This window comes from Sinorhizobium saheli, from assembly GCF_001651875.1.
Classification (GTDB): Bacteria; Pseudomonadota; Alphaproteobacteria; order Rhizobiales; family Rhizobiaceae; genus Sinorhizobium; species Sinorhizobium saheli.
The window spans coordinates 14,801-40,277 of the sequence record NZ_LNQB01000063.1 but is presented as its reverse complement, the minus strand read 5'-3'; the positions used below and the strand labels follow the sequence as shown (position 1 = coordinate 40,277).

Here is a 25,477-nt window from a genome sequence, read left to right as displayed (position 1 = left end):
CATGCGGCAGGCAGTGGACATCGTCATTATCGGCTCGGGGGTCGGCGGCAGCTCGCTCGCCTATAGCCTCGCCGACACCGGCAAGCGGATCGTCATTCTCGAGCGCGGAGAGTATCTCGAGGACACGCCCGAGGCTCGCGACGACATCGCGATCTTCCAGAAGGGTTTCTACAGGTCGACCGAAGAATGGGTGGGGACGGATGGCGAGTCGTTCCTGCCCGGCAACTACTACTATGTCGGCGGCAATTCGAAATTCTTCGGCGCGGTGATGTACCGCTACCGGGCCGAAGATTTTTTGCCCCGGCCGCACATGGAAGGCAGATCGCCCGGCTGGCCGCTCGGCTATGCCGACATGGAGCCCTGGTATGAGCGGGCGGAGGAAATCTATGGCGTTCGCGGCGCGGCGGGCGAGGATCCGACCGACCCGCCCCGGTCGCATCCCTTCCGCTTCCCGGCCGTCCCGGACGAGCCGGCGATCGCCGCGGTGCGCCAAAGGCTGCGCAAGGCCGGCGTTCATCCGGCAAGCCTGCCGCTGGCGATCGACATCGAGGAGTGGCTTAGACGGGCGAAGACGGGGTGGGACGCCTTCCCGAACACCGGCCGCGGCAAGATCGACGCGGAGGTCGGCCCGCTGGCCAGTGCCCTCACGCACCCGAATGTCAGCGTCATCACCGGCGCCAATGTGGTGCGGCTGGAAACGGACCCCTCCGGCACGAAGGTGACGGCCGCCGCGTTCATCAAAGACGGTGTGGAGCAGCGGATCGGCGCCGATATCTTCGCGGTCGCCGCCGGCGCGGTCCAGTCCGCCGCCCTGCTGCTGCGATCCGCCAATGGCGCGCATCCCAGCGGCCTCGGCAACAGCTCCGATCAGCTCGGCCGCAACTTCATGAACCACAATACGACGGCGATGCTGACGATCGATCCAAGGTCTCCGAACACCGCCGTCTACCAGAAGACCCTGGCCTTCAACGATTTCTACAACAGGGACCCGGACACCGGTCTGCCGCTGGGCAATGTCCAGCTGCTCGGCCATATCACCGGCAATATCCTCAAGGCACAGACGCCGACGGTGCCCGCATGGATCGCAAGGCTGATGGCGCGCTATGCCTACGGATGGTTCCTGACGAGCGAGGACCTGCCGAACCCCGAAAGCCGCGTCATGGTGCGGGACGGCAGGATAGTCATGCATTGGGTGCGCTCCAACATGCGTGCCCACGAAACGCTGATCAAGAGAACCCGGCAGGTCATGCGCAAGGCGGGCTTTCCGATCGTGCTCACGCGCACCTTCGGCCGCAAGACGACCTCGCACCAGTGCGGAACGGCAAGGCTGGGCAATGACCCGAAGACGTCGGTCGTGTCGCTCGACTGCCGGTCACACGACCTCGACAATCTCTACATCACCGATGCTTCGGTGCTGCCGACATCGGCAGCGGTCAACCCCGCCCTGACGGTCGCGGCGCTGGCGATCAAGGCCGGGCATGCGATCAAGGCACGGTTGTAAATCGAGCGGGGGAGGACCTGAATGGTTGACTACATCGTCGTTGGCGGCGGCTCCACCGGCTGCGTGGTCGCCTCTCGCCTGTCCGAGGATCCGGACTGCTCGGTCGTCCTTCTGGAAGAAGGACCGAGAGACGTCAATCCGTACATCCACATCCCGGGCGCCTACTACAAGACGGCGCAGGGTTCCTTGCTGAAGCGCATGCCCTGGATCCCGAGACCGGAGCAGGATCGCTCCGAGGCCCCGACCATGGTGCAGGCGAGCGTCCTCGGGGGAGGGAGCTCCGTCAATGCGATGATCTACATCCGGGGCGTTCCTTCCGACTACGAGCGCTGGGTGGAGCTCGGCGCGACGGGTTGGGGCTATCGCGATGTCCTGCCCTACTTCCTAAAGGCGGAGGACAACAACCGCTTCTGCAACGAGAGCCATGCGACTGGCGGTCCACTGGGGGTTTCGGACATCGACTACATCCATCCCCTGACGCGGGCATGGCTGCTCGCCTGCCAGCAGGCAGGCCTGCCCTACAATGCGGACTTCAACGGGGGCGACCAGGCGGGGTGCGGTCTTTATCAGATTACCGCGCGAAACGGCCGGCGCAGCAGCGCCGCTGCCGCCTATATCCGCCCGGCGCGAAAGCGACGCAATTTGCGGATTGAGACCGGGGCGCGAGTAACGCGAATAATCATCGAAAAAGGAAGAGCGGTCGGCGTCGAATTCGCGAAGGGCGGGCGAACTCAGATCCTGCGCGCCGAGCGGGAGGTCGTCCTGTCTGCCGGAGCGATCAATTCGCCGAAGCTGCTGATGTTGTCCGGCATCGGACCGGCCGAACATCTCCAGAAGCAAGGCATCAAGGTCAATGCCGATCTGCCCGGTGTCGGGCAGAACCTCCAGGATCACATCGAGATATCGCTCATCTACCAGCTGACCGGGCCCCACAGCTACGACAAGTACAAGAAGCTGCACTGGAAGGCGCTCGCAGGCTTGAACTATCTTCTGTTCAGGGGAGGGCCGGCATCGTCGAATCTGATCGAAGGCGGCGCCTTCTGGTGGGGCGACAAGGACGAGCCTGTTCCGGATATCCAGTACTTCATGGTCGTGGGCGCCGGCATCGAGGAAGGGGTGGATGCCGTGCCGGGAGGGAACGGCTGCACGATCAATCTCGGACAGATACGACCCCGGTCGCGAGGACGGATAAGCCTCGACAGCGCCAATCCGGTCGAGCCGCCGCGGATCGTCCCCAACTATTTCGCGGAGCCGCAAGACCTGGAGGCTTTGACGGAGGGCACGATGTTTGCGATGGAGATCATGGAGCAGCCGGCGATCCGTCGCTATCTCGCTCGCCGGCATGTTCCCGCCGCCCTGTCTTCCCGCCAGGAGATCAGAGATTTCTGTCGACGCGAGGCCCATGCCGCGTTGCACCCGGCCGGCACCTGCCGGGCAGGTGAGGACGACATGGCTGTCGTCGACCCGCAGCTTCGGGTTCGCGGGGTCAGCGGGCTTCGTGTGGCGGATGCCTCGATCATGCCGACGCTCATCTCCGGGAATCCCAACGCGGTGTGCATCATGATCGGCGAGAAGGCTGCGGATCACCTCAAGCAGTCGATGTAGAGAAATAACACACAGGCATCGGCACCACCGACGGCACGAAGTCGTTGGTGCCGGCAACATCTCCCAAGGAGCAGGAAATGACGATTGAGCGGGATGCAAGGGCCGTTTTCCTTCCGGCGTTCGATACGCCGGATTTCCACGACATCATTGAACCGTTCTTACGCAACGGCGGCTCGTCGATCCTGATTGGAGAATCGCGAGGCGAGTATGTCGCCAGGAGGATGTCCAGGGAACGCCTGCTGAACGAAACCGCGTCCGCCTTTCGCGAGACGATAGCGAGGTTGAAGCTTGCGAACCCGCGCCTCATCGTTGCGGTCGATGAGGAGATGTCAGGTATTCGGCGGCTCGAGGGGTTTGCGCCTCCGCTGCCTAGCCTCGAGGAAGCGAGATCGCTTTCCCCTGGTGAAGTGGAGCGCATGTGTTTTGAGAATGCCAAGGCCGCCAGGTCATTGGGCGTGACGATGTACCTTGCTCCGATTGCCGATGTCGTCGATGGTCGCAATCCTTGGCTTGCGGGCCGCACGCTTGGTAGCGACAGGGAGGAGGTCAGCCGCCTGGTTTCCGCCTACATCATCGGCGTGCAGCGGGCGGGGGTCGTCGCAACCACGAAGCACTTCCCCGGATACAACGACCTGGAGGCGGATCCGGCACTCGTCGATGTGTCACTCGGCACGGGGCGCGAAGAAATCCTTCGTAACGCCGAGCCTTTCCGTGCGGCGATCAAGGCCGGCACAAAGGCGATCATGCTCGGGCCGGCACCGGTGACCGCGTTCGATCCTGAAAATGCGGCATGCACATCCGAGCCGGTCATCAGCATGCTGCGTCGCGATCTCGGATTTGATGGTCTGATCGTTACCGACGATCTCGACGCACCAGCGACGATGCGTCGGCGGACGTTGCTGGAGACGGCACTTGCATCGCTGAACGCCGGTGCGGACTTGCTGCTGGTCAGCGGAGGACCGCACCTTCAAGCACTGTGCGACGGCCTCGTCGAGGCCGTGAAGTGTGGCAAGCTGTCCCCGGAACGCCTTGCCAGCGCCGCCGACCGCGTCCGTTCTCATGCCATGTAATGGGCAATTCCGCTTCGTCGGCGACCCTCGCCGGCGAGCGGCGCACTACAGCGCCGCGCGTCTAATCAGACGCGCAAACCTCGTACGCAGCGAGAGCGGGCCCGGGGAGGGACAGCGGCATCCGGGGCGTCCTCCGCATCAATGCCCCGTCAGGACCAGCGTCTGCACAGGCAAAAGTAGGGCCTGCAACCTCAGGATCATCGCGTGCACCAGCCCCGTCGCGTCCACCACATGCAGGTAGAGCCAGCGCATGGTGCCGATGTCCGGCGCATGCAGCGCGTCGTGATTGCTGGTGTAGGCGTTGGCGATGCAACTGCTTCCCGGCGGGATGTCGGCAAGCTGGCCTTGGTAGAGCGGCTCCAGGTAGGTCGTGAGCGTCCCGGGGCGAGCCATCTGCTGCACGTCGACGAGCACGTCGGTCGGACGAAACTGACCGGCCGCGATGACGTCCTGCACCTCGGTCACGACCAACGGAATGATCGTGAACGGCTTGCCGATGCAGGTCGCCTCGGCGATCATGCCTGGCTTCATCACCTGGGCCTCGATCTGGCCGAAGCCGGCGATCAAGCCGATGCGCCGGTCATCAGGCACCAGGATCCCGGCCGAGCGGATCATCGGATTGACGATATCGCCGGGCCGCAGCGTGAATTGCTGCACGGTGCCAGCCACGCCGGCGCGAACGGTCGTCTTGTCCAGCTCCACCTGGGCCTGGGCGAGCGCCGCCTCGGCGCTGGCCTTCTGGGCCGGCAAGAGCGATGCGAGCTTGGTCTCCAGCGTCTGCTTGTTCGAGACCGCCGCGGCCAGCGCGCCCTTGCGGCCATCGGCGGCGACCTGCAGACGCTCGATTTCCCGCCGGGCGACAATGTTGGGGTTGCGCTCGTTCAGTTCGACCTGCGTATCGAGTTCGTTCTGTGCCTGGAGATAGGCACCCTGGGCCTGGGCGATCAGCCCGTCGGCGGAGGCGAGTTCGCTCTGCGCCACGGTTGTTTCCGCGTCGATTTCCGCCACGCGGCGGCGTGCCGTCTCGAGCGCCGCCTGCTGCTCGCTGCTGTCGAGGCGGAAGAGCGGGGCGCCCGCCGCGACCTTCTCGTTGGCGCCGACAAACACCTCCGCCACCCGGCCGGTCGATTCAGGCAGGATCGTGACCGTGCGGAACACGGCCGTCACATTGCTCGTCGACGGATGGAAATAGAAGATCATCGTGATCAGCGAGACGGTGAGGATCACGCAGGCGGTGATGCCGTAGCGGAGCTCGAACCACATTGAATAGAGATTGATCTCGCGACCGATGCGCTTTCCCTGGCCATACCGGCGGAACAGGTAGTCAGGGAAAATGGTGAGCAGCGAGCAGATCAGAAACTCCAGCATGGCTCAGCCCCTCCGCTCCACCTTCTCGTCCGCACTGGCGGGCGTCATCTCGATCGGCACCCATTGAGGAGCGGTGGGTTGCGGCGCGTCGGGTTGCGGTGCCTTGTGTTCCGGATCCGGCGGCCTCGCCTCCGGTTCGAGCGCCTCCGATACGTCCCCGTCGGTCTCCTCGTCGCGGCCGGCGATCTTTGCCAGCGAACGAGCCATGGATCGGACCGGCGACGAAAAGTCCGGGAACTCGACCATGGCGAGCAGCAGCGCGGCGATCCAGAAGAGATGATTATGGGTGAAGAGCGCGATCAGCCCCAAGGCGCCGACGATCTGCAACTGCACCTTGCTGGCGCCGTGCGCCATGTGCTCGGGCAGTGCGTGCAGCCGCAGATACAGGATGCCGACTAGGAAGATCATCAACAGGACGAAGACGAGCATCACGTTGAAGAGGACGTCCGTCTGACCCGGCGCGGTTATGAAGGGCGGCAAATGATCGACTGCGGCCGGATGCAACGATTGTTCCATCTCTGCATTCCTCTTGCTGATAGCCAATCATGGACGCAATCGCCGCTACGGAAGGTCTTTAGTAAATCGAAGAGGTCCGTACCGATCACCGTGCGTTTTCAAAGAATAATGATAGCGAAACCAGGCCGGGCTGCCATTGATCATGGTCAATATAGACCCCTCGCCCGCTTGGTTGAAGCGCTCGATGCGCAGCGATCTCCTCCAAAATGCATCCTGGGTTGATGCCCGCGCGCCGTGGCGGGGTTGCGCCTGGACCGGGCGCGGCAGATCCTATTGACGAGCAAGAAGCCCATCATCGAGGTCGCGCTCGACGTCGGCTTTGTCAACACGTCGCATTTCACCAACGAGTTTCGCCGGAGCTACGGCCGAACGCCGGCTGAGATCAGAAACGCGGCCGCGCGCGATCGAGCCGCACCAGACCACGCGCAGCAAGGCCGTCATCAAGGCGGTCCCGAGCCCGCAGTCGTTTGAAGGGCAGAAATTTCGATCTGCAGCGCCGCGCAAAGGTCGCTGCGGCGGCACATTTCACATATTCTCCGGCGTCACGATATCAAACGGGACGGTGCGGTGGATCGTGCTGCCCGGCGCGCCCTGATTCATCGTCTCGACCATCGTCTGCACCAAGGTTGCGGAAGTCTTCTCCAGCGGGTGGCAGAGGGCTGCCGTAATCAGCCCTTCGGAGAGGCCCTTTCGTGTCTCCGGGCCGATGTCACGGCATACCACGCGGACGTTCCTGCGCCGGTCCTCAGGGGCTTCCCTCAGCGCGCGTAAGACGCCGGAGATACCGCCCCCGACGATCAGGATGCCGACGAGGTCATCCGTCGTCGCCAGCAATTCCTTGACCATCCGGTATGCCTCGCTCGCTTCCTCATGGGTGGGGCGACTGTCCTCGATGCTCAGATGCGGCGCGTGTTCCCGCATGTAGGAGCGGAAGCTCGCGTCGGCGACGTCCTGACATTGGTAGCGGTGATTGCCGATGAAGACGGCAATGCGCCCCGGCTCGGGGGTCATGTGCCCAATAAGCCATGCTGCTGTTCGCCCCATCTTCCAATTGTCGGCTCCGACGTAAGCGGCTCTTTCGCGGGCAGATTGATCGGTAATATATGCGGTGACCGGTTTGCGCCTGTCATGCAGCTCGCGGATGGCCTGGGCGATTACCGGATGATCTGCGGCGATGACGGCGACGGCGTCGCAGGCTTCACCAAGGGCCTTGAGCCGGCCTGCGATATTCTCCGGCGTGAGCAGATCGACGAAATCGATGACCGGATCGACGACCTCGTCACGCCTCGCATGACACGCCTCGGCGATCTTCCTGCCGAAGAGCTGGTAAAGCTCACGGCTCGATTGCTGGAGCAGAAAGCCAAGTCGATACTTCGGCACGGACTTGCGCAACCGGTCCTCGATCGCGCCGACACCGTAAAAGCCAATGCGCTCCGCGGCAGACTGGACGAGCTGTACAGTCGTGCCTTTGACCGAAGCGGTGCCTGCAAGGATCCTGTTGACCGTCGAGATGGAGACGCCCGCCTCCTTGGCGAGATCCGCAATGGTGGGCCGACGCATGATGGTTCGCCTTCTCGTCCGCGCTGTTTGTGTCATTGTGAATGACACGCTCTGATACTTTATGAATGTTCAGTATGATTTGTCGTTTCTGATATTTCAAGCAGGCGATATGTTTCTCTCACGGTCACGCCAAGGGGCGGGCCAAGGGAGGAGATTGAGGAATGACTAAATATCGCCGTCTCGCGGCAACCCTGTCGGCTGCCGCCATCATTACCTGCACGGCAACGGCCGTCATGGCCGCCAACATCTTCGTCGTCGGCGGCAAGCCGGATGATCCGTTCTGGTCGATCGTGAAGCGCGGCGCCGAGGATGCCGGCAAGGTGGTGGAGGCGCAGGGCGGCAAGGTGACCTGGCTCGGCCCGCAGAACTACGACAATCTTGGCGTCGACGCGGCCGAACTCATCCGTCAGGCCATCGACCAGGGCGCCGATGCGATCGTCGGCCCGGACTGGGTGCCGGGGGCGATGGACCCGGCGTTCAAGGCGGTGGTCGAGGCGAAAATCCCGCTGGTCATCTACAATGCCGGCGGCATCGAAGCCGCCGACCGCCTCGGCGCGATGAACTATGTCGGCTCCAACGACTACCTCTCCGGCAAGGCAGCCGGCACCTACTTCGCCAAGCATGAGCTGAAGAATGCCGTCTGCCTCAACACGCTGCCCGGCGCGGCGAACATCGAAGCCTTCTGCAAGGGCATGATCGACGGCGTCACGGAAGGCGGCGGCACGGGTTCGTCGCTGCCGCTGCCGGCGACCTCCTTCGGTTCGGCGACCGCCGTGGCGCAGGCCCTGAAGGCGCACCTGCTGCAGCACCCGGAGATCAATGCGGTGTTCGCGATCGGCAATGTCGACACGAACTCGGCCGTCAACGGTGTGACGCAGGCCGGCAAGCAGGGGCAGGTGCAGGTCTGTGGCATGAACATGGACGAGACCATCCTGAACAACATCAAGACCGGCACCCAGCTTTGCGCGATCGATCAGCAGGGCTACCTGCAGGGCTATCTTGCGGTCTCGATCCTGAACGCCAACGTCAACTATGGCCTCACCGTACCGACCCGGGAAATCCTGACCGGTCCCGGCGTGATCGACAAGGAGAACGTCGAGGCCACCCTGGCGGGTGTGCAGGCGGGCGCCCGCTGAGCTTCGGCTGAACGTCGTGAAGCTGCCTGCCGCATAAGGCGGGCGGCTTCAGTCTTCCAATAGTGCCGACCGATACCGGTCGCGGGCCTCATTGGTGGTGTCAAATGAACACGAGAAATAGTGTCCTTGCCTCTTCGGTCCCTTCAGGTGGCGAAAGCATCAAAGTGACCATAGGTCAGTTCTCACGCCGCCCCGAAGCGGGGTCGCTCCTCGGCTTGATCGCGGTGTTCGTCTTCTTCGCGCTGGTCGGCGGCAAGGTCTTCCTGTCCCCCGCCGGCTACGCGAGCTGGCTCAACGTCGCGGCCGAGATCGGCATCGTCGCGCTGCCGGTCGGGCTGCTGATGATCGCGGGCGACATGGACCTCTCGATCGGCGCGGTGATTCCGGCGGCTTCCCTGACGGTTGCGATCATCTCCGGCCACTACGGCCTCCCGGAGATTGTCGGCATCTCCGCGGGCTTGGGCATCGGGCTCCTCGTCGGTTTCTTCAACGGCTACCTGGTGAACCGCACCGGGGTGCCGTCCTTGATCGTCACCATCGGGTCGATGTTCGGCGTCATGGGCCTGACGCTCGGCCTCACCGTGCTCATCGCCGGCAGCACCGGCGTGTCGCTCGTGCCAGGTCCGACCATCAAGGCGATCCTCGGCGATTTCGTCGGCGGCATGTTCCAGGTGACGATCTTCTGGTGGCTCCTGTTCGTCGCGGCGTTCTTCCAACTGCTCCACGTCTCGCCCGTGGGCAACTGGATCTTCGCGCTCGGCGGCGACAAGGTCTCGGCCCGCAACGCCGGCATTCCGACGGAAAGACTGACCGTCGCGCTCTACATGCTGTCGGGCTTCTGTGCTGCCTTCGTCGGCGTCAGCCAGGTGCTCGTCTACCAGAGCGCGCAGGTGCTCGCGGGGCAATCCTTCATCTTCAATTCGATCATGTGCGTGGTCATCGGCGGCGTGCTTCTGACCGGAGGCGCCGGGTCGGTGGTGGGCATCGTCCTCGGTACGCTCACCTTCGCGATCGTCAACCAGGGCATCTATTTCACCGGCATCGACCCGAACCTCGGCAGTGTCATCATCGGGGCGCTGCTGCTCGTCGCGGTGATGATGAACGACAAGTTCCGGCTGATGGCGATGTCCTACGCAACGAAAAAGAAGAAGTGAGGGCGGGGCGATGAACGGCTTTTCCATCGGATTGTTTCTACGTCGTCCGGAGTTTGGCGCCGCGTTGAGCTTCGTTGCGGTGATTGCCTTCTATGTGGTCTTCGGCGGCGTGAGCCTCGGTGCGCTCTTCGGCGCGGCAAGCTGGATCAACTTCGCGGCCAATCTCGGTATCGTCGCCTTGCCCGTCGGCCTCCTGATGATCGCCGGCGAGCTCGACATCTCGATCGGCGCGATGATCCCGGCGGGTTCGATGTCGATCGCCATTCTGTCCGGCTATTACGAGTTGCCGATCGCGGTCGGCATGCTCGGCGCACTCGCCCTTGGCGTTCTGGTGGGTCTCGTCAACGGGTTCCTGACGGTGCGAACGAGCGTGCCCTCGCTGATCATCACGCTCGGCACACTGGTTGCGGTCCAGGGTCTCGTGCTGGCAGGATCCGTGATCCTGACCGGGGGCGCCTCGGTTCCGCTCGAGGCGCCCGCCTGGGCCAAGGCGATCTTCGGCCAACTCATCCTCGGCAAATTCCAGGTGATCATCCTGTGGTGGTTCGCGCTGACGGTGGTCTTCGGCTTCGTTCTTCACGCGACGCGCTACGGCAACTGGATCTTCGCGATGGGCGGAGACGAGGTCAGCGCCCGCAACGCCGGCATCCCGACCAGAAGGCTCAAGATCGCTCTCTTCGTCCTATCGAGCACGGCCGCTTCCTTCGTCGGGATGTGCGGCGCGATCCTGTTCAACTCCGCGCAGGTCTCGGGCGGCATGAACTACATCTTCAATACGATCGTCTCGATTGTGGTGGGCGGTGTGCTGCTCACCGGCGGCTTCGGGTCGATCGTCGGGATCTTCCTCGGCGCGCTGACCTTCGCGGTCGTCAACCAGGGCATCTATTTCACCGACATCGACCGCAACTGGTCCAACCTCATTATCGGCGTGATGCTCATGTCCGCCGTGCTGATGAACAATACCTTCCGGCAGATGGCCCTGAGCTTCGTGCCGAAGAGAAAGAGGTGAGTGTTCACCATGTCCGACAATACTCCGATCCTTGAACTCAAAAATGTCGACAAGAGCTTTGGTCCGATCGACGTGCTGCACGACATCTCGCTCAAGGTCCGTGCGGGCGAGGTGCTATGCCTGCTCGGGGACAATGGCGCCGGCAAGTCGACGCTCATCAAGACGCTTGCCGGGGTGCACAAGCCGACGCGCGGCACCATCCTGATGGACGGCGAGCCGGTCGAGTTCAGCGGTCCCCGCGATGCCCAGGAAAAGGGGATCTCGACGGTGCATCAATTCGGCGGCACCTTTCCGCTGATGTCGATCGGCCGCTCCTTCTTCGTCGGCGTCGAACCGACCAGGGGCTGGGGCCCGTTTAAGGTCTATGACCGCAAGACCGCCAACGAGATTGCCGTCAAGGCCGTGCAGGACTTCGGCATCACCCGCATCGATGACGGCGATCGCCTGGTCGGCGGGCTTTCGGGCGGCGAACGCCAGTCGCTTGCGATTGCCCGGGCCGTGCATTTCGGCGCCCGCGTGCTGATCCTCGACGAACCGACCGCCGCGCTCGGCGTGAAACAGGCCGCACACGTGCTCAGGATCGTCAACGAGGCGAAGCGGCGGGGCCTGGCGGTGATCTTCATCACCCACCAGGTCATGCATGCGATGGCGGTGGGCGATCACTTCGCCGTGCTCATCCGCGGCGCGATCGCCGCGGACTTCCGCAGGGGCGAGAAGACCCGCGAGGAGATCACCGACCTGATGGCTGGCGGCGAAACCATGGCGGACCTCGAGGCGCAGATCGAGACCTATATGCAAAGCCACGAGGGGCAACCGCCGCCGCCGGCCCAGTAATCGCTGACGGCATTCACAAGCGAATTGCGCAAGGCGCTCGGCTTCGACCGCACCTGAAAGGGCCGCCGCCGAAGGAGGGAGAATTGCGTCCGGAATCAGGAGGTCAAAATGAAGATTGCACTCGACCCGTTCATGCATCGGCATCTCTCGCTCGAGGCGTTGCCCCGGAAGGTCAAGGAACTCGGCTACGACTGGATCGAGCTGTCGCCCCGCGGCGACTTCCTCGAATGGTTCAAGGCGCCGCGTGTCTTCCCGAACCGCATCAAGAGCTTCAAGAAGGCGCTGAAGGAGAACGGTGTCGGCATCGCCTCGCTGCTACCGATGTACCGCTGGGCCTCGAACGACGAAGCCGAGCGCCAGGCGGCGGTGAAGCACTGGAAGCGCGCCATCGAGATCTGCGTGGAGATGGAAGTCGACACGATGAATTCCGAGTTCGGCCGCGGCCCGCATCCCGACAAGGGCTCGTGCTACTGCTGCCACACCGGCTCGATGATCGAGGCCTGCGAGGATGCCTGGTGGCGCTCGATGGAGGAACTGGTGCCGCTCTTCGAGAGGGAAGGCATCAACCTCCATGTCGAGCCGCATCCGGAAGACTGGTGCGAGACGCTGCAGCCGGCGGTGGACATCATCCGCACGGTGAATTCGAAGAACGTCAAGTTCCTCTACTGCGCGCCGCACACCTTCTATTTCGGCGACGACACCAAGGCGATGCTTAAGGAATGCGCCGACGTGCTCGCCCATGTCCATGTCGGCGACACGTTCAACCACAAGGCCTCTTCGGGCCTGCGCTACATCCTCAACCCGCCGGGCACCAACGCCCGGGTACACCAGCACCTCAACATCGGCCAGGGGGAGGTGCCCTGGGACGACTTCTTCGGCACGCTCGCCGAGGTGGGCTTCGACGGCATCATGACGGCTTGCGTGTTCGCCTGGGAAGACAAGGCGGACCATTCCGGCACGTTCATGCGCAGCGAGATGCAACGCTACATCGACAAGTACTGGGGGGCAAAATGACCCTCGAGGTTGGCATCATCGGCACGGGTATGATCGGCCAGGATCATATTCGCCGCCTTACGAAAGTCCTGTCCGGCGTCGAGGTCGTGGGTGTCACCGATATCGACCAGGCCCGCGCCGCTGCCGCCGCCCCCGAAGGGGCGGAAGTGTTCGCAACCCCCGCGGCTTTGATCTCCTCGGAGAAAGTGCAGGCGGTGGTCATCTGCTCCTGGGGGCCGGCACATGAGGAGCAACTGCTCGCGGCAATCGCCGCCGGCAAGCCGGTGTTCTGCGAAAAGCCGCTGGTGACCTCGGAAGCCGCAGCACTGCGCGTGATGGAGGCCGAAGTGGCCTTCGGCCGGCGGCTCGTGCAGGTGGGCTTCATGCGCCGCTTCGATGCCGACTATCGCCGCCTCAAGGCCGTGATCGACGGAGGAAAACTCGGCGCTCCGCTCATGTTCCATTCCGTGCATCGCAATGCCTCGGTGCCCGAGGGTCTCTACACGTCCGAGATGCCGCTGAACGACACGCTGGTGCATGATGCGGACATTTCCCGCTGGCTGCTGTCGGACGAGGTCACCGGGGTCGAGGTGCGCGTGCCGCGCCGCTCCTCGCGCGGTGGCGAGTTGCGCGACCCGGTCTTCGTGCTTCTGCACATGGCTTCCGGCGCGCTCGTCGACGTCGAGATCTCGGTGAACATCGCCTATGGGTACGACATCCGCGGCGAGGTGAGCTGCGAGGCGGGTGTTGCCGCGCTGCCGAACCGCCCGGCAACCGTGATCTCCGACTCGAACGGCATCCGCCAGGCGATCCCCGCGGATTGGCGCGAGCGCTTCATCGAAGCCTACGACCAGGAGTTCCGGGAATGGATCGAGGCGGCGTCGGAAGGCACCGCGACCGGTCCTTCCACCTGGGATGGATACGCGGCCACGCTGGTCGCCGATGCCGCCCTGTGTGCGGTGGCGAGCCGCGGGCTCGAACCAATCAGCATGATAGCGAAACCCGGCCTTTACGGACCTCTGACCGCAATGGCGGCAGAATGACCGGTCGGCCACTCCAGGAAAGATGATTGGATGACCAACGGAGAAAGAACGATTTCCCGCCCCTTGCGCTGGGGCATGGTCGGCGGCGGCCGCACCGGCCAGGTGGGCTACAAGCACCGCACCGGTGCGCTCAGGGACGGCACCTATCGGCTGGTCGCCGGCGCCTTCGACCTCGACGCCGAGCGAGGCCGTGATTTCGGCGTGAAGCTCGGCGTCGAGGCGGACCGCTGCTATGCCACTTATCAGGAACTGATCGCAGGCGAAGCGCGGCGTGAGGACGGCGTCGAGGTCGTCTCGATCGCCACGCCGAACTTCACCCATTACGAGATCACCAGGGCCTGCCTGGAAGCCGGGCTGCACGTCATCTGCGAAAAGCCGCTCTTCTTCACCGTCGCCGAATGCGAGGAGATCGAGAAGCTCGCCAACGAGAAGGGCCTGATCGTCGGCGTCACCTACGGCTTCACCGGCCATCCGCTCGTCCACCAGATGGCGGCCATGGTCAGGAAGGGCATGCTCGGCGATATCCGCATCGTCGACATGCAATATACCCACGGCTTCAACTCCGGCGACGATGTCGGCGCAGGCGAGGCCGTGAAATGGCGCACCAACCCCAAGACCGCCGGCCCGACCTTCGTTCTCGGCGATATCGGCACGCATCTCTATTATCTCTCCGAAATCGTCCTGCCGCATCTGAAGATCGAGAAGCTGCTCTGCGACCGCAAGGCGTTCATCCCGACCCGCGCCCCGCTCGAAGACCATGCCACGGTGCTCATGCACTACGACAATGGCGCCCGCGGTCGTCTCTGGGTTTCGTCGGTGGACGCGGGGAACATGGGCAGCCAGCGCTATCGCTTCGTCGGCTCCAAGGCCTCCGTCGAATGGTCCGACAGCCGCCCGGACCAGCTGATCTATGAAGTTCAGGGCGAGCCGAACCGCACCCTGCATCACGGCATGCCCTATCTCGAGGAAGAAAGTCTCGCCGTCGATCGCATGGGCGCGCTCCATACCGAGGGTCTCGGCGATAGCTGGTCGAACATCTACCTGTGGATCGCCCAGGCGATCGACGCGAAGCAGCGCGGCGACGAAGCCTTCCTGAAGGCGCACCACTACCCGGGCATCAAGGCCGGCACCGAAGGCGTCCGGTGGCTGGAAAACTGCGTCCGTTCGGCGGATGCGGGTTCGGCTTGGATCGACTTCAGATAGTTCAACCTGGGGGCGCGCTGGACTTTCGCCGTCCATCTCCCGAGCGCGCGCCCCCCTTTTCGACAGAGAAAGATCTACCCATGAAACTTTCCATTTGCACCGACGTAATGGGCGACCTGTCTTTTACCGACATGCTCGACAAATGCGTCAAGCTCGGCGTTGAAGGTATCGAGATGACCGGCGGCGGCTGGTCGCGCGCGCCGCATTTCCGGGCCGACGAATTGCTGGCCGACAAGCAGCTCCTGAGAACCAAGCTCAAGGAGATCGAGGCGCGCGGCCTGAAGATCGCGGCGCTCAACTGCTCGGCCAACCCGCTCGATCCGGGCGACATGGGCAAGCGTCACCGCAAGGAGATGGAGCAGACGATCCGCCTCGCCGGCGAGATCGGCGTCAAGACCATCGTGACCATGTCCGGCCTGCCGGAGGCGGCACCCGGCGACATGGTGCCGAACTGGCTCGTGTACACCAAGAGCTGGCCCGACGAGATGCCGGAGCGCGACCGCTACCAGTGGGAGGATCGCGCCTTCCCGCTCTGGCACGACCTGGTGAAGCTCGCCAGGGAGGTCGGCGTCGAGAGATACGCGCTCGAAAACTTCTCGGCGATGCTCGTCTGGAATCCCGAGACCCTGTTCCGTCTGCGCAACGAGGTCGGCCCGACGGTCGGCATGAACCTCGACCCCTCGCATCTGATGTGGATAGGCGCCGATCCGATCGCCTCCGCCCGCGCGCTGGGTTCGGCCATTCATCATTGCCACGGCAAGGATACGCGCATCGAGCGGGGTCTCGCCGACGTCAACGGGCTGCTCGAACTGAAGGAGGTCACCGACGTCGCCAACCGGAGCTGGAACTACGTTGCCGTCGGCGCCGGTCGTGACCTGCAGTGGTGGAAGGAGTTCTTCTCGGTCGTCAGGATGTGCGGCTACAACGGCTGGGTCAGCCTTGAGATGGAGGACTTCACCATGTCCACCGAGGCAGGGATCCAGTCCTCGATCGACGCACTCCAGGCGACGATCAGCCGTTGAGAAAACCTGCGGGTGCCGCCAACAAACACTCGCGGCACCCGCAGGACTGTCAGTCAAATCGATGCACCATGCGAGATACGGGCGATGGAAGAAAGCAACAGTGTGAAAACCCTTCAGGAACTGAAGCGCGATATCGCCAAGCGGCAGATCACCTTTCCGGACACTCTGGAGCGCGTGGCGCGAGAAATCATCGATCGCCCCGAAACGGCAGTCTTCGAAAGCGCCGCAACGATCGCGAAGCGATGCAATGTTTCGGTGACCACGGTCCAGCGGCTGGCGCCGCACCTCGGCCTGCGCACGTTCGCCGAGCTGAAGGCTATCCTGCGAGACCATATTCGCGATCGCGCGGCGTAGTTGGGCAACCCCGAAATTTACGCTGTCGCCCGGCTGTGATGCGCTCACATGGATTCCCGCCAGCGCTGGCTTGGAACAAGGTCCTCAACGGGCAACCCTCCTCGTGCGAGAGATGCCCGGCAGGGCAGAGGGGGGTGCGCCAGGCCCGCCGACCAGTTCCTCACCCCGTCATCGCCTTGAAGTGGTCGAGCATCCGCGCCGCATCGGGTTCGAGGCCGGTGAACAGCCGAAAGGCGCCGACCGCCTGGAACACCGCCATGCCGCCGCCGTCGAGGGTGCGGCAGCCGCGCCGCCTCGCCTCCTCGAGCAGCGCCGTTTCGAGCGGGAAATAGACGATCTCGGCGACCCAGTGGCGGGGTGCAAGCAGTTCGGGGTCGAGCGGAAGCCCCGGATATTTGGCCATGCCGGTCGGGGTGGCATGGATGAGGCCGGCTGCGCTCCGCATCGCCGCGGCGAGGTCGCTGCCGGCCGTGATCTCGGCGTCGGGAAAGAGCGGCGACAGCATCGCGGCGAGCGCTTCGGCCCGCTCCGGCTCGCGGTCGAAGACGGCAAGCTGCCGCAGCCCGAGCGAGAGGCCCGCATAGGCGGTGGCGACGCCCGCGCCGCCGGCGCCGAGCTGCACGGCTGAGGAGAGATCGGCCGCCGGCAGGCCGCGCCGGAAGCTCTCGGCAAAGCCCCACCAGTCGGTGTTGTGGCCATGGCGGCGGCCGCCTTTGAGCACCACCGTGTTGACGGCGCCGAGCCGCCGGGCGTCGGGCGCGAGTTCGTCCAGATAGGGGATGACCGCCTGCTTGCAGGGATGGGTGATGTTGAGCCCGGCCAGCCCGCGGCTCTCCGCATCGGCGATGAGGCGCGGCAGGTCGGCTTCCGTTGCGCCGAGGGCGAGAAGGTCGATCAGCTCGTAGTCGTAGCTGCGCCCGTGGGCCGCGCCCTCGACCATGTGCATCCGAGGCGTCAGCGAGGCCTGGATGCCCGCGCCGATCAGGCCGGCCCTCAGGGGTCTCACAAGTGTTTCGGTCATGTTTTCCGGTTCCACTCCCGTCCATCCCGTCGCGTTCGTCACGTCGCGTTGGTCCGGCCCGCCAGGTCGTCAGGCGGGCCGGCTTGCCCCGTCTGTCACTGCCCGCGTGCGGCGCCGATTTCCTTGAACAGCGTCTGCACGGTCTCCTGACCGATATCGGCGCTGAACTTTTCGATCAGCGGCTTGACCGCGTCGCGCAGCTTCTGCGTCTCTTCCGGGCTGAGTTCGCTGATCTCCATGCCGGTCTGGCGGATTTCATCGAGGGCGGCGGCATCGGCCTCGCGCGAGACCTTGCGCTGGAAGTCGCGTGCTTCGACCGCCGCCTGTTGCAGGACCGCCTTTTCCTCGTCATTGAGGTCGTCCCAGAATTTCTTCGAGATCAGCACGATCTGCGGGTTGTACTGGTGACGGGTGAGCGTCATGTATCTCTGCACCTCGTAGAACTTGGCGTTCAGGATGTTGGCGGCCGGATTCTCCTGCCCGTCGACCGTTCCGGTTTCGAGCGCCGTATAGAGCTCGGTGTAGGGAAGCGGCACGGCATTGGCGCCGAGCGCGTTGAAGAGCTCGACCGGGATCGGCGACTGGATCGTACGGATCTTCAAGCCCTTGATGTCGTCGAGCTTGGTCACCGGATGGCGGTTGTTTGTGAGATTGCGGAAGCCGAGTTCCCAATAGGCCAGCCCGACGAGCCCGGTATCGGGCAGAAGTTCCATCAGGCTCGCGCCGAAGGGGCCGTCCATCACCTTGTCGGCTTCCTCGCCGCTGTTGAAGAGGAAGGGAAGGTCGACGGCGCCGAACTGCTTGGCGTTGCTTGCCAGAATGCCGGCGTTGAGCACGGTCATCTCGATCACGCCGCCCTGCAGCGCCGCAATCGTCTGGACGTCGCCGCCGAGTGTGCCGCCCGGGAAGAGCTTCACCTCGATCTTGCCGCCGCTCTTCTCCTTGACCAGCTCGGCGAATTTCTCCATGCCGGTCACCTGCGGGTGGCCCTTGTTGTTCGCCGAGGCGAACTTGATCGTCTGGTCGCGGACTTCGGCTGCGGCCGGTCCGGCGATCGCAAGCGCCAGCGGCAGGGCGATGCCGAGCGCCAGTGTGCCAAGTTTCTTCAACATGCTTTCCTCCCATATGGGCCGAACTTTCTCGGCCGGTTGATCTCCCGCGCTCCCCGCGCGGGCATTTCGCTCACCGCCCGAACCAGCCCGCCGGCACGATCACCAGCTGCGGGAACAGGACGAGCAGGATGAGAACGACGAGTTCGGCGACGAGAAAGGGCATGACGCCCTTCATCAGCTCTTCCATCGACAGTTTCGACACGCCGCAGATAACGTTCAAAACCGTGCCGACCGGCGGGGTGATGAGGCCGATCGAATTGTTGATGATGAAGAGCACGCCGAAATAGACCGGATCGATGCCGGCCTGCTTGATGATCGGCATCAGCACCGGGGTCATCACCAGGATCGTCGGCGTCATGTCCATGGCGGTGCCGACGACCACGATCAGAGCCATGATCGCGATAAGGAGGGCCGTCTGGTTGCCCATCAGCGGCTCGACGAGTTCGGCAAGCTCGCCCGGTACGTCGGCAACCGTGATCAGCCAGGCCGAGACAGCCGCGCAGGCGACCAGGAACATCACGACGGCGGTGATCCTGGCGGCGGCGACGAAGACGTGGAAAAGCTGCGCCGGCGGCAATTCGCGATAGACGACCATCGAGACGAAGAGCGAATAGACGGCCGCCACCACCCCGGCTTCCGTCGGCGTGAAGACGCCGAATTTCAGCCCGACGATGATGATCACCGGCAGCATGAGCGCCCAGATGCTGTCGGCGAAGGCCTTGAGCCTCACCGCGCCGCTCGCCTTCGGCGGCAGCGCGAACTGCTCCTTGCGGGCGACGATCAGCCAGGTAACGGAGAGCGCCACGGCGATCATCAGCCCGGGGAAGATGCCGGCGAGGAACAGCTTGGTGATCGAAACACCGCCGACGACGCCGTAGAGGATGAAGCCGATCGACGGCGGGATGATCGGGCCGATGATCGAGGCGGAGGCGAGCAGCCCGCCGGCGCGCGCCGCATCATGGCCGCTCTTCAGCATCATCGGCAGCAGCAGCGCGCCGAGTGCGGCCGCATCGGCGACCGCCGAGCCCGAGAGGCTTGAGAGAATGCAGGCGGCGAAGATCGCGACGAAACCGAGGCCGCCGCGGATATGGCCGACCATCGCCATGGCGAGCGCGACGATCCGGCGCGAAAGGCCGCCGGTGTTCATGACTTCGCCGGCGAGCAGGAAGAAGGGAACAGCCATCAGCGGAAAGCTGTCGGCGCCGTTGAGCACGTTCTGCGCCACGATCTGGGCGTCGAAGAGGCCGAGATAGAGCATCAGCGCGACGCCGCTCAAGACGAGGGCGAAGGCGATCGGCACGCCGAGCGCCATCGGTCCGAGAAGGGCGCCAAGGAAGATGGACACGGTCATGATCGGCTCCTCAATGCTTCGGCGAAAGCTGGCCGAGCGTCGGCTCGGGAAGCTCGTTCAGTGCGGCCTCGTCCTCGCTGTCGCGCACGAGCTCGGCCGTGGTCACGTCGATGCGGCCGGTCGCGACGGCGAAGGCGTCGGAAAGCAGGATCAGGAAGGCCGGAATGCCGAAGGCGAGGCCGGCGCCGTAGAAGAAGGCCATGGAGATGCCGGTCGCCGGCGCGCCGACATGGAGATTGATCAGCGTCTGGCTCCAGCTGCCGCTGATCATCAGCCACGTCGCATAGAGCATCAGCCCGTGCCCGCCAAGGACGGCGACCTTGGCGCCGAGCGGCGGCAGTCGCTTGATCAGCGAATCGACGCCGAGATGGCCGTGCTCGCGCAGGGCGACGACGGCGCCGAGGAAGGTGAGCCAGACGAAGAACATCCGCGACAGCTCCTCGGACACCGTGATCCCCTGGTTGAAGGCATAGCGCAAGACAACATTGCCGAACACGAGCACGACCATGCCGGCCAGCAGCAGCGCAATCGCCGCCTTCAGCGCCAGGAAACAGAAATCGATGATGCGCGTCATTCGCTCCTCCCAAGCGACACGGCGCGCCGGACGCGACGAAGGCCGCGGCAGGCTGCTCCCTCCCAACACCGGGCGGGTCGCCCGGGGCCGCGACCCGCGCTCCTCCGCGCGTCCGGCTTGCTTCTCCAAAAATGTACTAACTAGTTCGGAAGTCAAGACGGCTGCCGGTTGAATCGAAACGGCAAGGTGAATATGTCTTGATGCATCGCCTGTGGAGGATCCCTCGTTCGGCGCTGCCGCCAGAGCATTTTGCAGTCAGGTGGAATCACCTGACGTCGCACAAATGCGGCAAATACAGACAGATAGAGCGGCGGCGCGAACGCACGTGAGCGCATCCCGCTCTATGGACAATAAGGCCGGCGGATCAGAGGGTTATGGAAGGACGGGGCAGCGCGGGAAATGGCGGAGCGGCAGATAAACGGCAGGAAGAACGATCCGCAAAGGACGCAGGAGGACATTCTCGACGTGGCGACGGAGGAGTTCTCCACCCATGGTCTCGCCGGCGCGCGCGTCGACCAGATCGCCGAACGCACCCGCACGTCGAAGCGGATGATCTACTATTACTTCGGCAGCAAGGAAGCGCTCTACCTTGCCGTTCTCGAGCGTTCCTATCGCAAGATCCGCACGCTCGAGGCCGATCTCGAACTCGCCAACCTGCCGCCGGAGCAGGCGCTGCGGACGCTGATCGCCACCACCTTCGACCACGACGAGGCCAATCCCGACTTCGTTCGCCTCGTCAGCATCGAGAACATCCATCACGCCGCCCACATGCTGAGGTCGGAGGCGATCCGCGACCTCAACGTCTCGGTGATCCAGACGATCGAGGCGATCATCGACCGCGGGCTTGCCGACGGCACCTTCCGCCGCCGCGCCGACCCGATCGACATTCACATGATGATCAGCGCCTTCTGCTTCTTCCGCGTCTCGAACCGCTACACATTCGGCACGATCTTCCGGCGAGACCTGTCGGAGCCCCAGACGATCGAGCGGCATCGCACGATGATCGCCGATGCGGTGGTGAGCTATCTGAAGAGCCGGTAGGGCGGGGCCGCGCCTCCAGACCGCATTCCTAGCGAAGCAAATTCAACGGCGAGACGCTCCTGCACCGAACGGGCGCTCGAAACCGCATTCGTGCGCCGACATCAAAAACAGTACTAAAGAGTATTGACATCAAAACCCGAGCTATGACACGATCCGGGCATGGGGTGAGGAGCGAGATCCAGGCCGGGGAGGGGCCGCCGATGTCCAGGAATTTCCTCGATTGGCGCAACGTCGAGGCTGAGGCCAGCCTGGTTTCTGCGTTCGAAAGGCGCGCCACCGCGCACGCTGACAGGCTTTTCGTTAAAAGTTCGACCTTTGCTCTGAGCTGGGGTGAAGCGCTTTCGGCGGTTCGCGGCTTTGGCGAGCTGCACCGGGAACGGCTCGAGGGCCGCGATGTGGCCATGTTCATGGGCAACGGCCCCGGCTTCTTCATAACATACCTTGCAGTACTGTTCTCGGGTGGGCGCCCGGCGGTGCTGAATGCGGCGATGCCCGAAAAAGCGGGGCGGAAGCTCGTGGAGGAGCTGGCCCCGGAACTTGTCTTCGCCGGGCAGGTGCTGGAGTTCGACGACGCGGCCGTCGTGGTCGATGGCGACAGGATAAGGCACTGGATTTCGCTCGATGCCGGAATGTCCTCGAGCGCCACGGCCGGGGACGAAACGGCCTGCTATTTCTATTCAGGCGGCACGACGGGAACGCCCAAGCGCATTCGCTACACGCACGACAGGCTGCTGGCCGCGGGTGCGCGGATGCAGTGGGGCTGGCCGCTCCAGGAGGGCGAAGTCTTCCTGCCGATCGCGCCCTTCAGTCATATCTACGGGTTCCTTGCCGGTATCTGTCTGCCTATCCAGTGTGGCGGCTCCTCGATCATCCCTTTGCGGTTTCATCCCGCAGAAGTGCTGGACCTCATCGAGCGCGAGCGGGTCACTGTCCTCGGCGGCGGGCCGCCGGCCGTCTACCAGGCGCTCATGTCCGATCCGGACCTCGGCCGCCGCGATCTGTCTTCGTTGCGGGTCTGCCCCGGAGGCGGCGCTTCCTTTCCGCTCGAGATCCATCGTCGCTGGAAGGACGTGACCGGCCTGACGATCTATGAAGGCTACGGCATGACCGAGGGTGCGCCGCTTGCGGTGAACACGGTCGAGACCGGGATCAAGGCGGGCAGTGTCGGCAAGGCCGTGCCGGACACCGAAATCAGCATCGTCGACATGGAGACCGGATCGCGCGTTCTGCGCGCCGGTGAGGCCGGAGAGATCAAGGTGCGCGGGCCCCATACGATGCTCGGCTACTGCAACGATCCCGAAGAGACGGCGATGGTCCTTCGCGACGGCTGGGTGCTGACCGGCGATGTCGGCGTGATGGATGAGCAGGGCTTCCTGACCATCACCGACCGCAAGAAGGATGTGATCATCCACAAGGGTTTCAACGTGTTTCCGCGCGAGGTCGAGGAAGCGATCATGTCGCATCCCTCCGTGGCCTGCGCCTGCGTGTGCGGCGCGGCAGACGAGCGCGCCGGCGAGATCGTGCTCGCCTATGTCACCCTGCGGCCGGGCCAGGCCACGACACCGGAAGAGATATCCCGGGCCTGCGCCTCCTATCTGGTCAACTATAAGATCCCGGCCCGGATCGAGATCCTTGAAGCCTTTCCGCTCACCCCGGCAGGCAAGGTGGACCGCATGGCGCTGAAGGCCTTGTCCCGGCGGACATCGGCCGGAGCGGCGGCATGAGTGCGGACGAACATTCAATGGAGAACAGCGTGCTCGACACCCGGATACAGACCCTGACGATCACCGCTGCCGAGCATTGGACAAACGTCCACCGCGCCGGCCGCGGCTCGCCCGTCGCCCTGCTTCACGGCTCCGGCGCCGGCGTTTCGGCCTGGGCCAACTGGCGCAAGGTCATTGCGCCCCTGGCCGGTCATTTCGACGTGATAGCGCCCGATATCGCCGGCTTCGGCGCAACCGAGCTGAAGCCCGACACCCAGTACAACATCATGCTCTGGGTCGAGCATTTCGTCGCGATCCTCGATCGACTCGGGATCGAGAAGGTCTCGGTCGTCGGCAACTCCTTCGGCGGCGCGCTGGGCCTGATGACGGCCATCAACCACCCGGAGCGCATCGATCGTCTGGTGCTGCTCGGCACGCCCTGCGGCCATTTTCCCCAGACTGAAGGCCTGCGCGCCCAGGGAGAGTTCGACGGAACGCTGGACTCGATGCGCCGCGCCGTCAGCTACTTCCCCTATGATCCATCCTTCATCACCGAGGATCTGATTGAGGCCCGGTTCGAGGCCGCGACCCGCGATGGCGCGCTCGAGGCGTTCCACCGGCTGATGCCGCCGCCGCAGGGTGAAAACCCCATTGTCCGCGGTATCCCCGAAAAGCTGCTGCGCAAGGTCGAACACCGGGCGCTGATCCTTCACGGCCGTGAGGACCGCGTGGTTCCCTATGATCGCGCGCTCGACATGCATCAATGGCTGGTCAATTCGGACCTGCACAGTTTCGGCAAATGCGGCCACTGGGTGCAGATCGAGCGGGAAGCCGAGTTCCTCAAGCTGGTGACAGACTTTCTGGGAGAAAACGAATGAGCCGCAACACGCTGGAAAAGGTCCTGTACGACCTGTCGGCCTCGGGCGCGAACAAGAAGAAATTCGCCGATGACCCGGAGGCCTTTCTGAGACGATATCAGCTTGATGACCGCGAACGGGCCCTGGTCCGCGAATACCGCGTTCGCGAACTCGCCGATCTCGGCGTGAACACGATGCTGACCTGGGGCTTCTGGCTTCAGGCCGGCAGGTCGAACCGCGACTACATGAAGATAATGAAAAGGGAGGAGGCTTGATATGGCCCGCATCGTCGGGGGCTTCGTCGCCCCGCATAACCCGGTCATGTATTTCAATCCCAAGGGCGCAACCGAAGAGCAGTCGAAGCTCTGCTACGACGCCTATGCGCAAACGGCGCGCCGCATCGCGGAGCTCGAGGCGGACGCCGCAATCGTCATCGGCTGTGACCACTACATACTCTTCGGTACTGAGTGCCTGCCGCCCTACGTCATCTCGACCGGCGAGATCGACGGCCCGGTGGACCAGCTGCCCGGCCTGAAGCGAAGGCCGCTGAAGAGCCATGCCGCGCTCGGCAGCCACATCGCCAAGGTCGGGACCGAGACCGGCTTCGACTGGACGGTCGGGCGCGCGCTGAGTGTCGATCATTCCGTCGCCGTCCCGCACCATCTCATGGTCGAGCCTGCGGGCGGCGATCTCCCGATCGTTGCCGTCATGCTGGCCTGCGGCGTCGAACCCTACCTGCCGATGAAGCGCGCCTGGGACCTCGGTGAACATATCGCTGCGGCGGTTGCGTCGTTCCCGTCGGACGAACGGATCGTGGTGATCGGGTCCGGCGGCATCTCGCACCATGTCGGCGATGAGCGGATGGGTGAGGTGAACCCGGATTTCGACCGCAAGGTGCTCGATATCGTCACCCGCGGCGACAAGGCAGCCATGCTGGCGCTGACCGATGAGGAAATCCTGCGCGATGGCGGCAACGGCGCGATGGAAATCCGCACCTATGCCTGCGCGATGGCCGCGACCCGGGCCGCAGGCGGACGCCTGATCGCATACGAGCCGGTACCCGGCTGGGTCACCGGCATGGGCTTTGCCGAGCTGGAGGTCGCCGCATGATGATCGAACTGTGCGACAGCGGCGCCATTCGCGACGGCGAGATCACTCGGGTGACGGCACCCGGCTTTCCCGCCGTGGCAATCGCCCGCCATAACGGCGCGCTCTATGTCTTCCCGGATCGATGCCCTCACGCCGACGAGTCGCTTGCCGAGGGCTGGATCGAGGACGGACGCGTCGTCTGCGGCGTTCATTTCGCAGAGTTCGAACTCGGCTCGGGCGAGGTTCACAACAGGCCGGTGGGTTGTCCCAACCTCTCTTTCTTCCGCTGCGAGGATCGAGACGGAAAAGTGTTCGCAACATTGGCAGTGGAGGCCTGAACATGTGTGACGGCGGATGCAAC

26 protein-coding genes are annotated in these 25,477 nt (G+C 64.1%); 19 read left to right on the top strand and 7 right to left on the bottom strand.

The annotated features are described in order from the left end of the window. Nucleotide 1 precedes the first annotated feature (1 nt). The 3 genes from ATB98_RS07020 (at nucleotide 2) to ATB98_RS07010 (ending at nucleotide 4,176) form a co-directional block, all read left to right on the top strand. Entirely contained in the window at nucleotides 2-1,501 is a 1,500-nt protein-coding gene (locus ATB98_RS07020) for a GMC family oxidoreductase (RefSeq protein ID WP_066871078.1), read from the top strand. A gap of 21 nt (nucleotides 1,502-1,522) precedes the next feature. Beyond that, on the top strand, nucleotides 1,523-3,106 hold the full coding sequence (locus tag ATB98_RS07015) for a GMC family oxidoreductase (protein WP_066871075.1): 1,584 nt from the start codon (nucleotides 1,523-1,525) through the stop codon (nucleotides 3,104-3,106). 77 nt (nucleotides 3,107-3,183) lie between these two features. After that, the gene (locus ATB98_RS07010) at nucleotides 3,184-4,176 is read left to right on the top strand and encodes a glycoside hydrolase family 3 N-terminal domain-containing protein (RefSeq protein WP_066871072.1); all 993 of its coding nucleotides are present in this window, start codon (nucleotides 3,184-3,186) and stop codon (nucleotides 4,174-4,176) included. Nucleotides 4,177-4,314: 138 nt separating this feature from the next. Here the strand turns inward: ATB98_RS07010 and ATB98_RS07005 are convergent, their stop codons facing one another. Continuing rightward, nucleotides 4,315-5,544 (bottom strand): HlyD family secretion protein, encoded by a 1,230-nt coding sequence (locus tag ATB98_RS07005; RefSeq protein WP_066871069.1) that lies wholly within the window; start codon nucleotides 5,542-5,544, stop codon nucleotides 4,315-4,317. Nucleotides 5,545-5,547: 3 nt separating this feature from the next. Beyond that, complete coding sequence (locus tag ATB98_RS07000; protein ID WP_066871066.1) at nucleotides 5,548-6,060, bottom strand: hypothetical protein; 513 nt, start codon at nucleotides 6,058-6,060, stop codon at nucleotides 5,548-5,550. 234 nt (nucleotides 6,061-6,294) lie between these two features. Between ATB98_RS07000 and ATB98_RS27880 the strand changes: the two genes are divergently transcribed. Further along, nucleotides 6,295-6,531, top strand: coding sequence for a helix-turn-helix domain-containing protein (locus tag ATB98_RS27880; protein WP_268801779.1), 237 nt, complete (start codon nucleotides 6,295-6,297; stop codon nucleotides 6,529-6,531). A 54-nt stretch (nucleotides 6,532-6,585) separates the two neighbouring features. Here ATB98_RS27880 and ATB98_RS06990 read toward each other — a convergent pair whose 3' ends face one another. After that, nucleotides 6,586-7,620 carry a LacI family DNA-binding transcriptional regulator gene (locus tag ATB98_RS06990; RefSeq protein ID WP_066871063.1) on the bottom strand — a complete coding sequence of 345 codons (1,035 nt, stop codon included), beginning with the start codon at nucleotides 7,618-7,620 and terminating at the stop codon, nucleotides 6,586-6,588. Between the two features lie 161 nt (nucleotides 7,621-7,781). Here ATB98_RS06990 and ATB98_RS06985 point away from each other — a divergent pair, with 161 nt between their 5' ends. The 9 genes from ATB98_RS06985 to ATB98_RS06945 all read left to right on the top strand — a co-directional run bounded on the left by ATB98_RS06985 (nucleotide 7,782) and on the right by ATB98_RS06945 (nucleotide 16,368). After that, on the top strand, nucleotides 7,782-8,756 hold the full coding sequence (locus tag ATB98_RS06985) for a sugar ABC transporter substrate-binding protein (RefSeq protein ID WP_066871060.1): 975 nt from the start codon (nucleotides 7,782-7,784) through the stop codon (nucleotides 8,754-8,756). A 104-nt stretch (nucleotides 8,757-8,860) separates the two neighbouring features. Beyond that, nucleotides 8,861-9,910 carry an ABC transporter permease gene (locus tag ATB98_RS06980; protein ID WP_084435349.1) on the top strand — a complete coding sequence of 350 codons (1,050 nt, stop codon included), beginning with the start codon at nucleotides 8,861-8,863 and terminating at the stop codon, nucleotides 9,908-9,910. Nucleotides 9,911-9,920: 10 nt separating this feature from the next. Then, a complete protein-coding gene (locus ATB98_RS06975) occupies nucleotides 9,921-10,919 on the top strand; it encodes an ABC transporter permease (protein ID WP_066871058.1) in 999 nt (332 codons plus the stop codon). 9 nt (nucleotides 10,920-10,928) lie between these two features. After that, complete coding sequence (locus ATB98_RS06970; RefSeq protein WP_066871223.1) at nucleotides 10,929-11,753, top strand: ATP-binding cassette domain-containing protein; 825 nt, start codon at nucleotides 10,929-10,931, stop codon at nucleotides 11,751-11,753. Nucleotides 11,754-11,861: 108 nt separating this feature from the next. Continuing rightward, on the top strand, nucleotides 11,862-12,767 hold the full coding sequence (locus tag ATB98_RS06965; protein ID WP_066871055.1) for a sugar phosphate isomerase/epimerase family protein: 906 nt from the start codon (nucleotides 11,862-11,864) through the stop codon (nucleotides 12,765-12,767). Next, the gene (locus tag ATB98_RS06960) at nucleotides 12,764-13,789 is read left to right on the top strand and encodes a Gfo/Idh/MocA family oxidoreductase (protein ID WP_066871052.1); all 1,026 of its coding nucleotides are present in this window, start codon (nucleotides 12,764-12,766) and stop codon (nucleotides 13,787-13,789) included. The genes ATB98_RS06965 and ATB98_RS06960 overlap by 4 nt, the downstream gene beginning before the upstream one ends. A gap of 30 nt (nucleotides 13,790-13,819) precedes the next feature. Next, on the top strand, nucleotides 13,820-14,992 hold the full coding sequence (locus ATB98_RS06955) for a Gfo/Idh/MocA family protein (protein ID WP_066871049.1): 1,173 nt from the start codon (nucleotides 13,820-13,822) through the stop codon (nucleotides 14,990-14,992). A gap of 80 nt (nucleotides 14,993-15,072) precedes the next feature. Then, nucleotides 15,073-16,014 carry a sugar phosphate isomerase/epimerase family protein gene (locus tag ATB98_RS06950; protein WP_066871045.1) on the top strand — a complete coding sequence of 314 codons (942 nt, stop codon included), beginning with the start codon at nucleotides 15,073-15,075 and terminating at the stop codon, nucleotides 16,012-16,014. A 12-nt stretch (nucleotides 16,015-16,026) separates the two neighbouring features. Then, on the top strand, nucleotides 16,027-16,368 hold the full coding sequence (locus ATB98_RS06945) for a MurR/RpiR family transcriptional regulator (protein ID WP_407695285.1): 342 nt from the start codon (nucleotides 16,027-16,029) through the stop codon (nucleotides 16,366-16,368). Between the two features lie 160 nt (nucleotides 16,369-16,528). Here the strand turns inward: ATB98_RS06945 and ATB98_RS06940 are convergent, their stop codons facing one another. From ATB98_RS06940 to ATB98_RS06925, 4 genes are all read right to left on the bottom strand, one after another. Continuing rightward, entirely contained in the window at nucleotides 16,529-17,389 is an 861-nt protein-coding gene (locus ATB98_RS06940; protein WP_066871039.1) for a shikimate dehydrogenase, read from the bottom strand. Nucleotides 17,390-17,484: 95 nt separating this feature from the next. Further along, nucleotides 17,485-18,501 (bottom strand): TRAP transporter substrate-binding protein, encoded by a 1,017-nt coding sequence (locus tag ATB98_RS06935; RefSeq protein WP_066871036.1) that lies wholly within the window; start codon nucleotides 18,499-18,501, stop codon nucleotides 17,485-17,487. A gap of 70 nt (nucleotides 18,502-18,571) precedes the next feature. Next, complete coding sequence (locus ATB98_RS06930) at nucleotides 18,572-19,852, bottom strand: TRAP transporter large permease subunit (RefSeq protein ID WP_066871033.1); 1,281 nt, start codon at nucleotides 19,850-19,852, stop codon at nucleotides 18,572-18,574. A 10-nt stretch (nucleotides 19,853-19,862) separates the two neighbouring features. Then, the gene (locus ATB98_RS06925) at nucleotides 19,863-20,426 is read right to left on the bottom strand and encodes a TRAP transporter small permease (protein ID WP_066871030.1); all 564 of its coding nucleotides are present in this window, start codon (nucleotides 20,424-20,426) and stop codon (nucleotides 19,863-19,865) included. A gap of 399 nt (nucleotides 20,427-20,825) precedes the next feature. On the opposite strand from ATB98_RS06925, the gene ATB98_RS06920 reads away from it, so the two are divergent. The 6 genes from ATB98_RS06920 (at nucleotide 20,826) to ATB98_RS06895 (ending at nucleotide 25,454) form a co-directional block, all read left to right on the top strand. Beyond that, nucleotides 20,826-21,467: a TetR family transcriptional regulator gene (locus ATB98_RS06920; protein WP_066871027.1), complete on the top strand. Its 642-nt coding sequence runs from the start codon at nucleotides 20,826-20,828 to the stop codon at nucleotides 21,465-21,467. Nucleotides 21,468-21,667: 200 nt separating this feature from the next. Next, nucleotides 21,668-23,191, top strand: a complete 1,524-nt coding sequence (locus ATB98_RS06915) for a class I adenylate-forming enzyme family protein (protein ID WP_066871024.1) — start codon at nucleotides 21,668-21,670, stop codon at nucleotides 23,189-23,191. Further along, the gene (locus ATB98_RS06910; protein ID WP_202879842.1) at nucleotides 23,188-24,048 is read left to right on the top strand and encodes an alpha/beta fold hydrolase; all 861 of its coding nucleotides are present in this window, start codon (nucleotides 23,188-23,190) and stop codon (nucleotides 24,046-24,048) included. Before ATB98_RS06915 ends, ATB98_RS06910 begins: the two co-directional genes overlap by 4 nt. Further along, the gene (locus ATB98_RS06905; protein WP_066871021.1) at nucleotides 24,045-24,302 is read left to right on the top strand and encodes a hypothetical protein; all 258 of its coding nucleotides are present in this window, start codon (nucleotides 24,045-24,047) and stop codon (nucleotides 24,300-24,302) included. Before ATB98_RS06910 ends, ATB98_RS06905 begins: the two co-directional genes overlap by 4 nt. A 1-nt stretch (nucleotide 24,303) precedes the next feature. Continuing rightward, nucleotides 24,304-25,137, top strand: coding sequence for a DODA-type extradiol aromatic ring-opening family dioxygenase (locus ATB98_RS06900; protein WP_066871018.1), 834 nt, complete (start codon nucleotides 24,304-24,306; stop codon nucleotides 25,135-25,137). Beyond that, nucleotides 25,134-25,454, top strand: coding sequence for a Rieske (2Fe-2S) protein (locus tag ATB98_RS06895; RefSeq protein WP_066871015.1), 321 nt, complete (start codon nucleotides 25,134-25,136; stop codon nucleotides 25,452-25,454). The genes ATB98_RS06900 and ATB98_RS06895 overlap by 4 nt, the downstream gene beginning before the upstream one ends. The last annotated feature ends 23 nt before the right edge of the window (nucleotides 25,455-25,477 follow it).

Bases quoted from the DNA above. Each gene is read 5' to 3' on its own strand.
- ATB98_RS07020 (WP_066871078.1), top strand. From the start codon at position 2: ATGCGGCAGGCAGTGGACATCGTCATTATCGGCTCGGGGGTCGGCGGC.
- ATB98_RS07015 (WP_066871075.1), top strand. From the start codon at position 1,523: ATGGTTGACTACATCGTCGTTGGCGGCGGCTCCACCGGCTGCGTGGTC.
- ATB98_RS07010 (WP_066871072.1), top strand. From the start codon at position 3,184: ATGACGATTGAGCGGGATGCAAGGGCCGTTTTCCTTCCGGCGTTCGAT.
- ATB98_RS07005 (WP_066871069.1), bottom strand. From the start codon at position 5,544: ATGCTGGAGTTTCTGATCTGCTCGCTGCTCACCATTTTCCCTGACTAC.
- ATB98_RS07000 (WP_066871066.1), bottom strand. From the start codon at position 6,060: ATGGAACAATCGTTGCATCCGGCCGCAGTCGATCATTTGCCGCCCTTC.
- ATB98_RS06990 (WP_066871063.1), bottom strand. From the start codon at position 7,620: ATGCGTCGGCCCACCATTGCGGATCTCGCCAAGGAGGCGGGCGTCTCC.
- ATB98_RS06985 (WP_066871060.1), top strand. From the start codon at position 7,782: ATGACTAAATATCGCCGTCTCGCGGCAACCCTGTCGGCTGCCGCCATC.
- ATB98_RS06980 (WP_084435349.1), top strand. From the start codon at position 8,861: ATGAACACGAGAAATAGTGTCCTTGCCTCTTCGGTCCCTTCAGGTGGC.
- ATB98_RS06975 (WP_066871058.1), top strand. From the start codon at position 9,921: ATGAACGGCTTTTCCATCGGATTGTTTCTACGTCGTCCGGAGTTTGGC.
- ATB98_RS06970 (WP_066871223.1), top strand. From the start codon at position 10,929: ATGTCCGACAATACTCCGATCCTTGAACTCAAAAATGTCGACAAGAGC.
- ATB98_RS06965 (WP_066871055.1), top strand. From the start codon at position 11,862: ATGAAGATTGCACTCGACCCGTTCATGCATCGGCATCTCTCGCTCGAG.
- ATB98_RS06960 (WP_066871052.1), top strand. From the start codon at position 12,764: ATGACCCTCGAGGTTGGCATCATCGGCACGGGTATGATCGGCCAGGAT.
- ATB98_RS06955 (WP_066871049.1), top strand. From the start codon at position 13,820: ATGACCAACGGAGAAAGAACGATTTCCCGCCCCTTGCGCTGGGGCATG.
- ATB98_RS06950 (WP_066871045.1), top strand. From the start codon at position 15,073: ATGAAACTTTCCATTTGCACCGACGTAATGGGCGACCTGTCTTTTACC.
- ATB98_RS06940 (WP_066871039.1), bottom strand. From the start codon at position 17,389: ATGACCGAAACACTTGTGAGACCCCTGAGGGCCGGCCTGATCGGCGCG.
- ATB98_RS06935 (WP_066871036.1), bottom strand. From the start codon at position 18,501: ATGTTGAAGAAACTTGGCACACTGGCGCTCGGCATCGCCCTGCCGCTG.
- ATB98_RS06930 (WP_066871033.1), bottom strand. From the start codon at position 19,852: ATGACCGTGTCCATCTTCCTTGGCGCCCTTCTCGGACCGATGGCGCTC.
- ATB98_RS06925 (WP_066871030.1), bottom strand. From the start codon at position 20,426: ATGACGCGCATCATCGATTTCTGTTTCCTGGCGCTGAAGGCGGCGATT.
- ATB98_RS06920 (WP_066871027.1), top strand. From the start codon at position 20,826: ATGGCGGAGCGGCAGATAAACGGCAGGAAGAACGATCCGCAAAGGACG.
- ATB98_RS06915 (WP_066871024.1), top strand. From the start codon at position 21,668: ATGTCCAGGAATTTCCTCGATTGGCGCAACGTCGAGGCTGAGGCCAGC.
- ATB98_RS06910 (WP_202879842.1), top strand. From the start codon at position 23,188: ATGAGTGCGGACGAACATTCAATGGAGAACAGCGTGCTCGACACCCGG.
- ATB98_RS06905 (WP_066871021.1), top strand. From the start codon at position 24,045: ATGAGCCGCAACACGCTGGAAAAGGTCCTGTACGACCTGTCGGCCTCG.
- ATB98_RS06900 (WP_066871018.1), top strand. From the start codon at position 24,304: ATGGCCCGCATCGTCGGGGGCTTCGTCGCCCCGCATAACCCGGTCATG.
- ATB98_RS06895 (WP_066871015.1), top strand. From the start codon at position 25,134: ATGATGATCGAACTGTGCGACAGCGGCGCCATTCGCGACGGCGAGATC.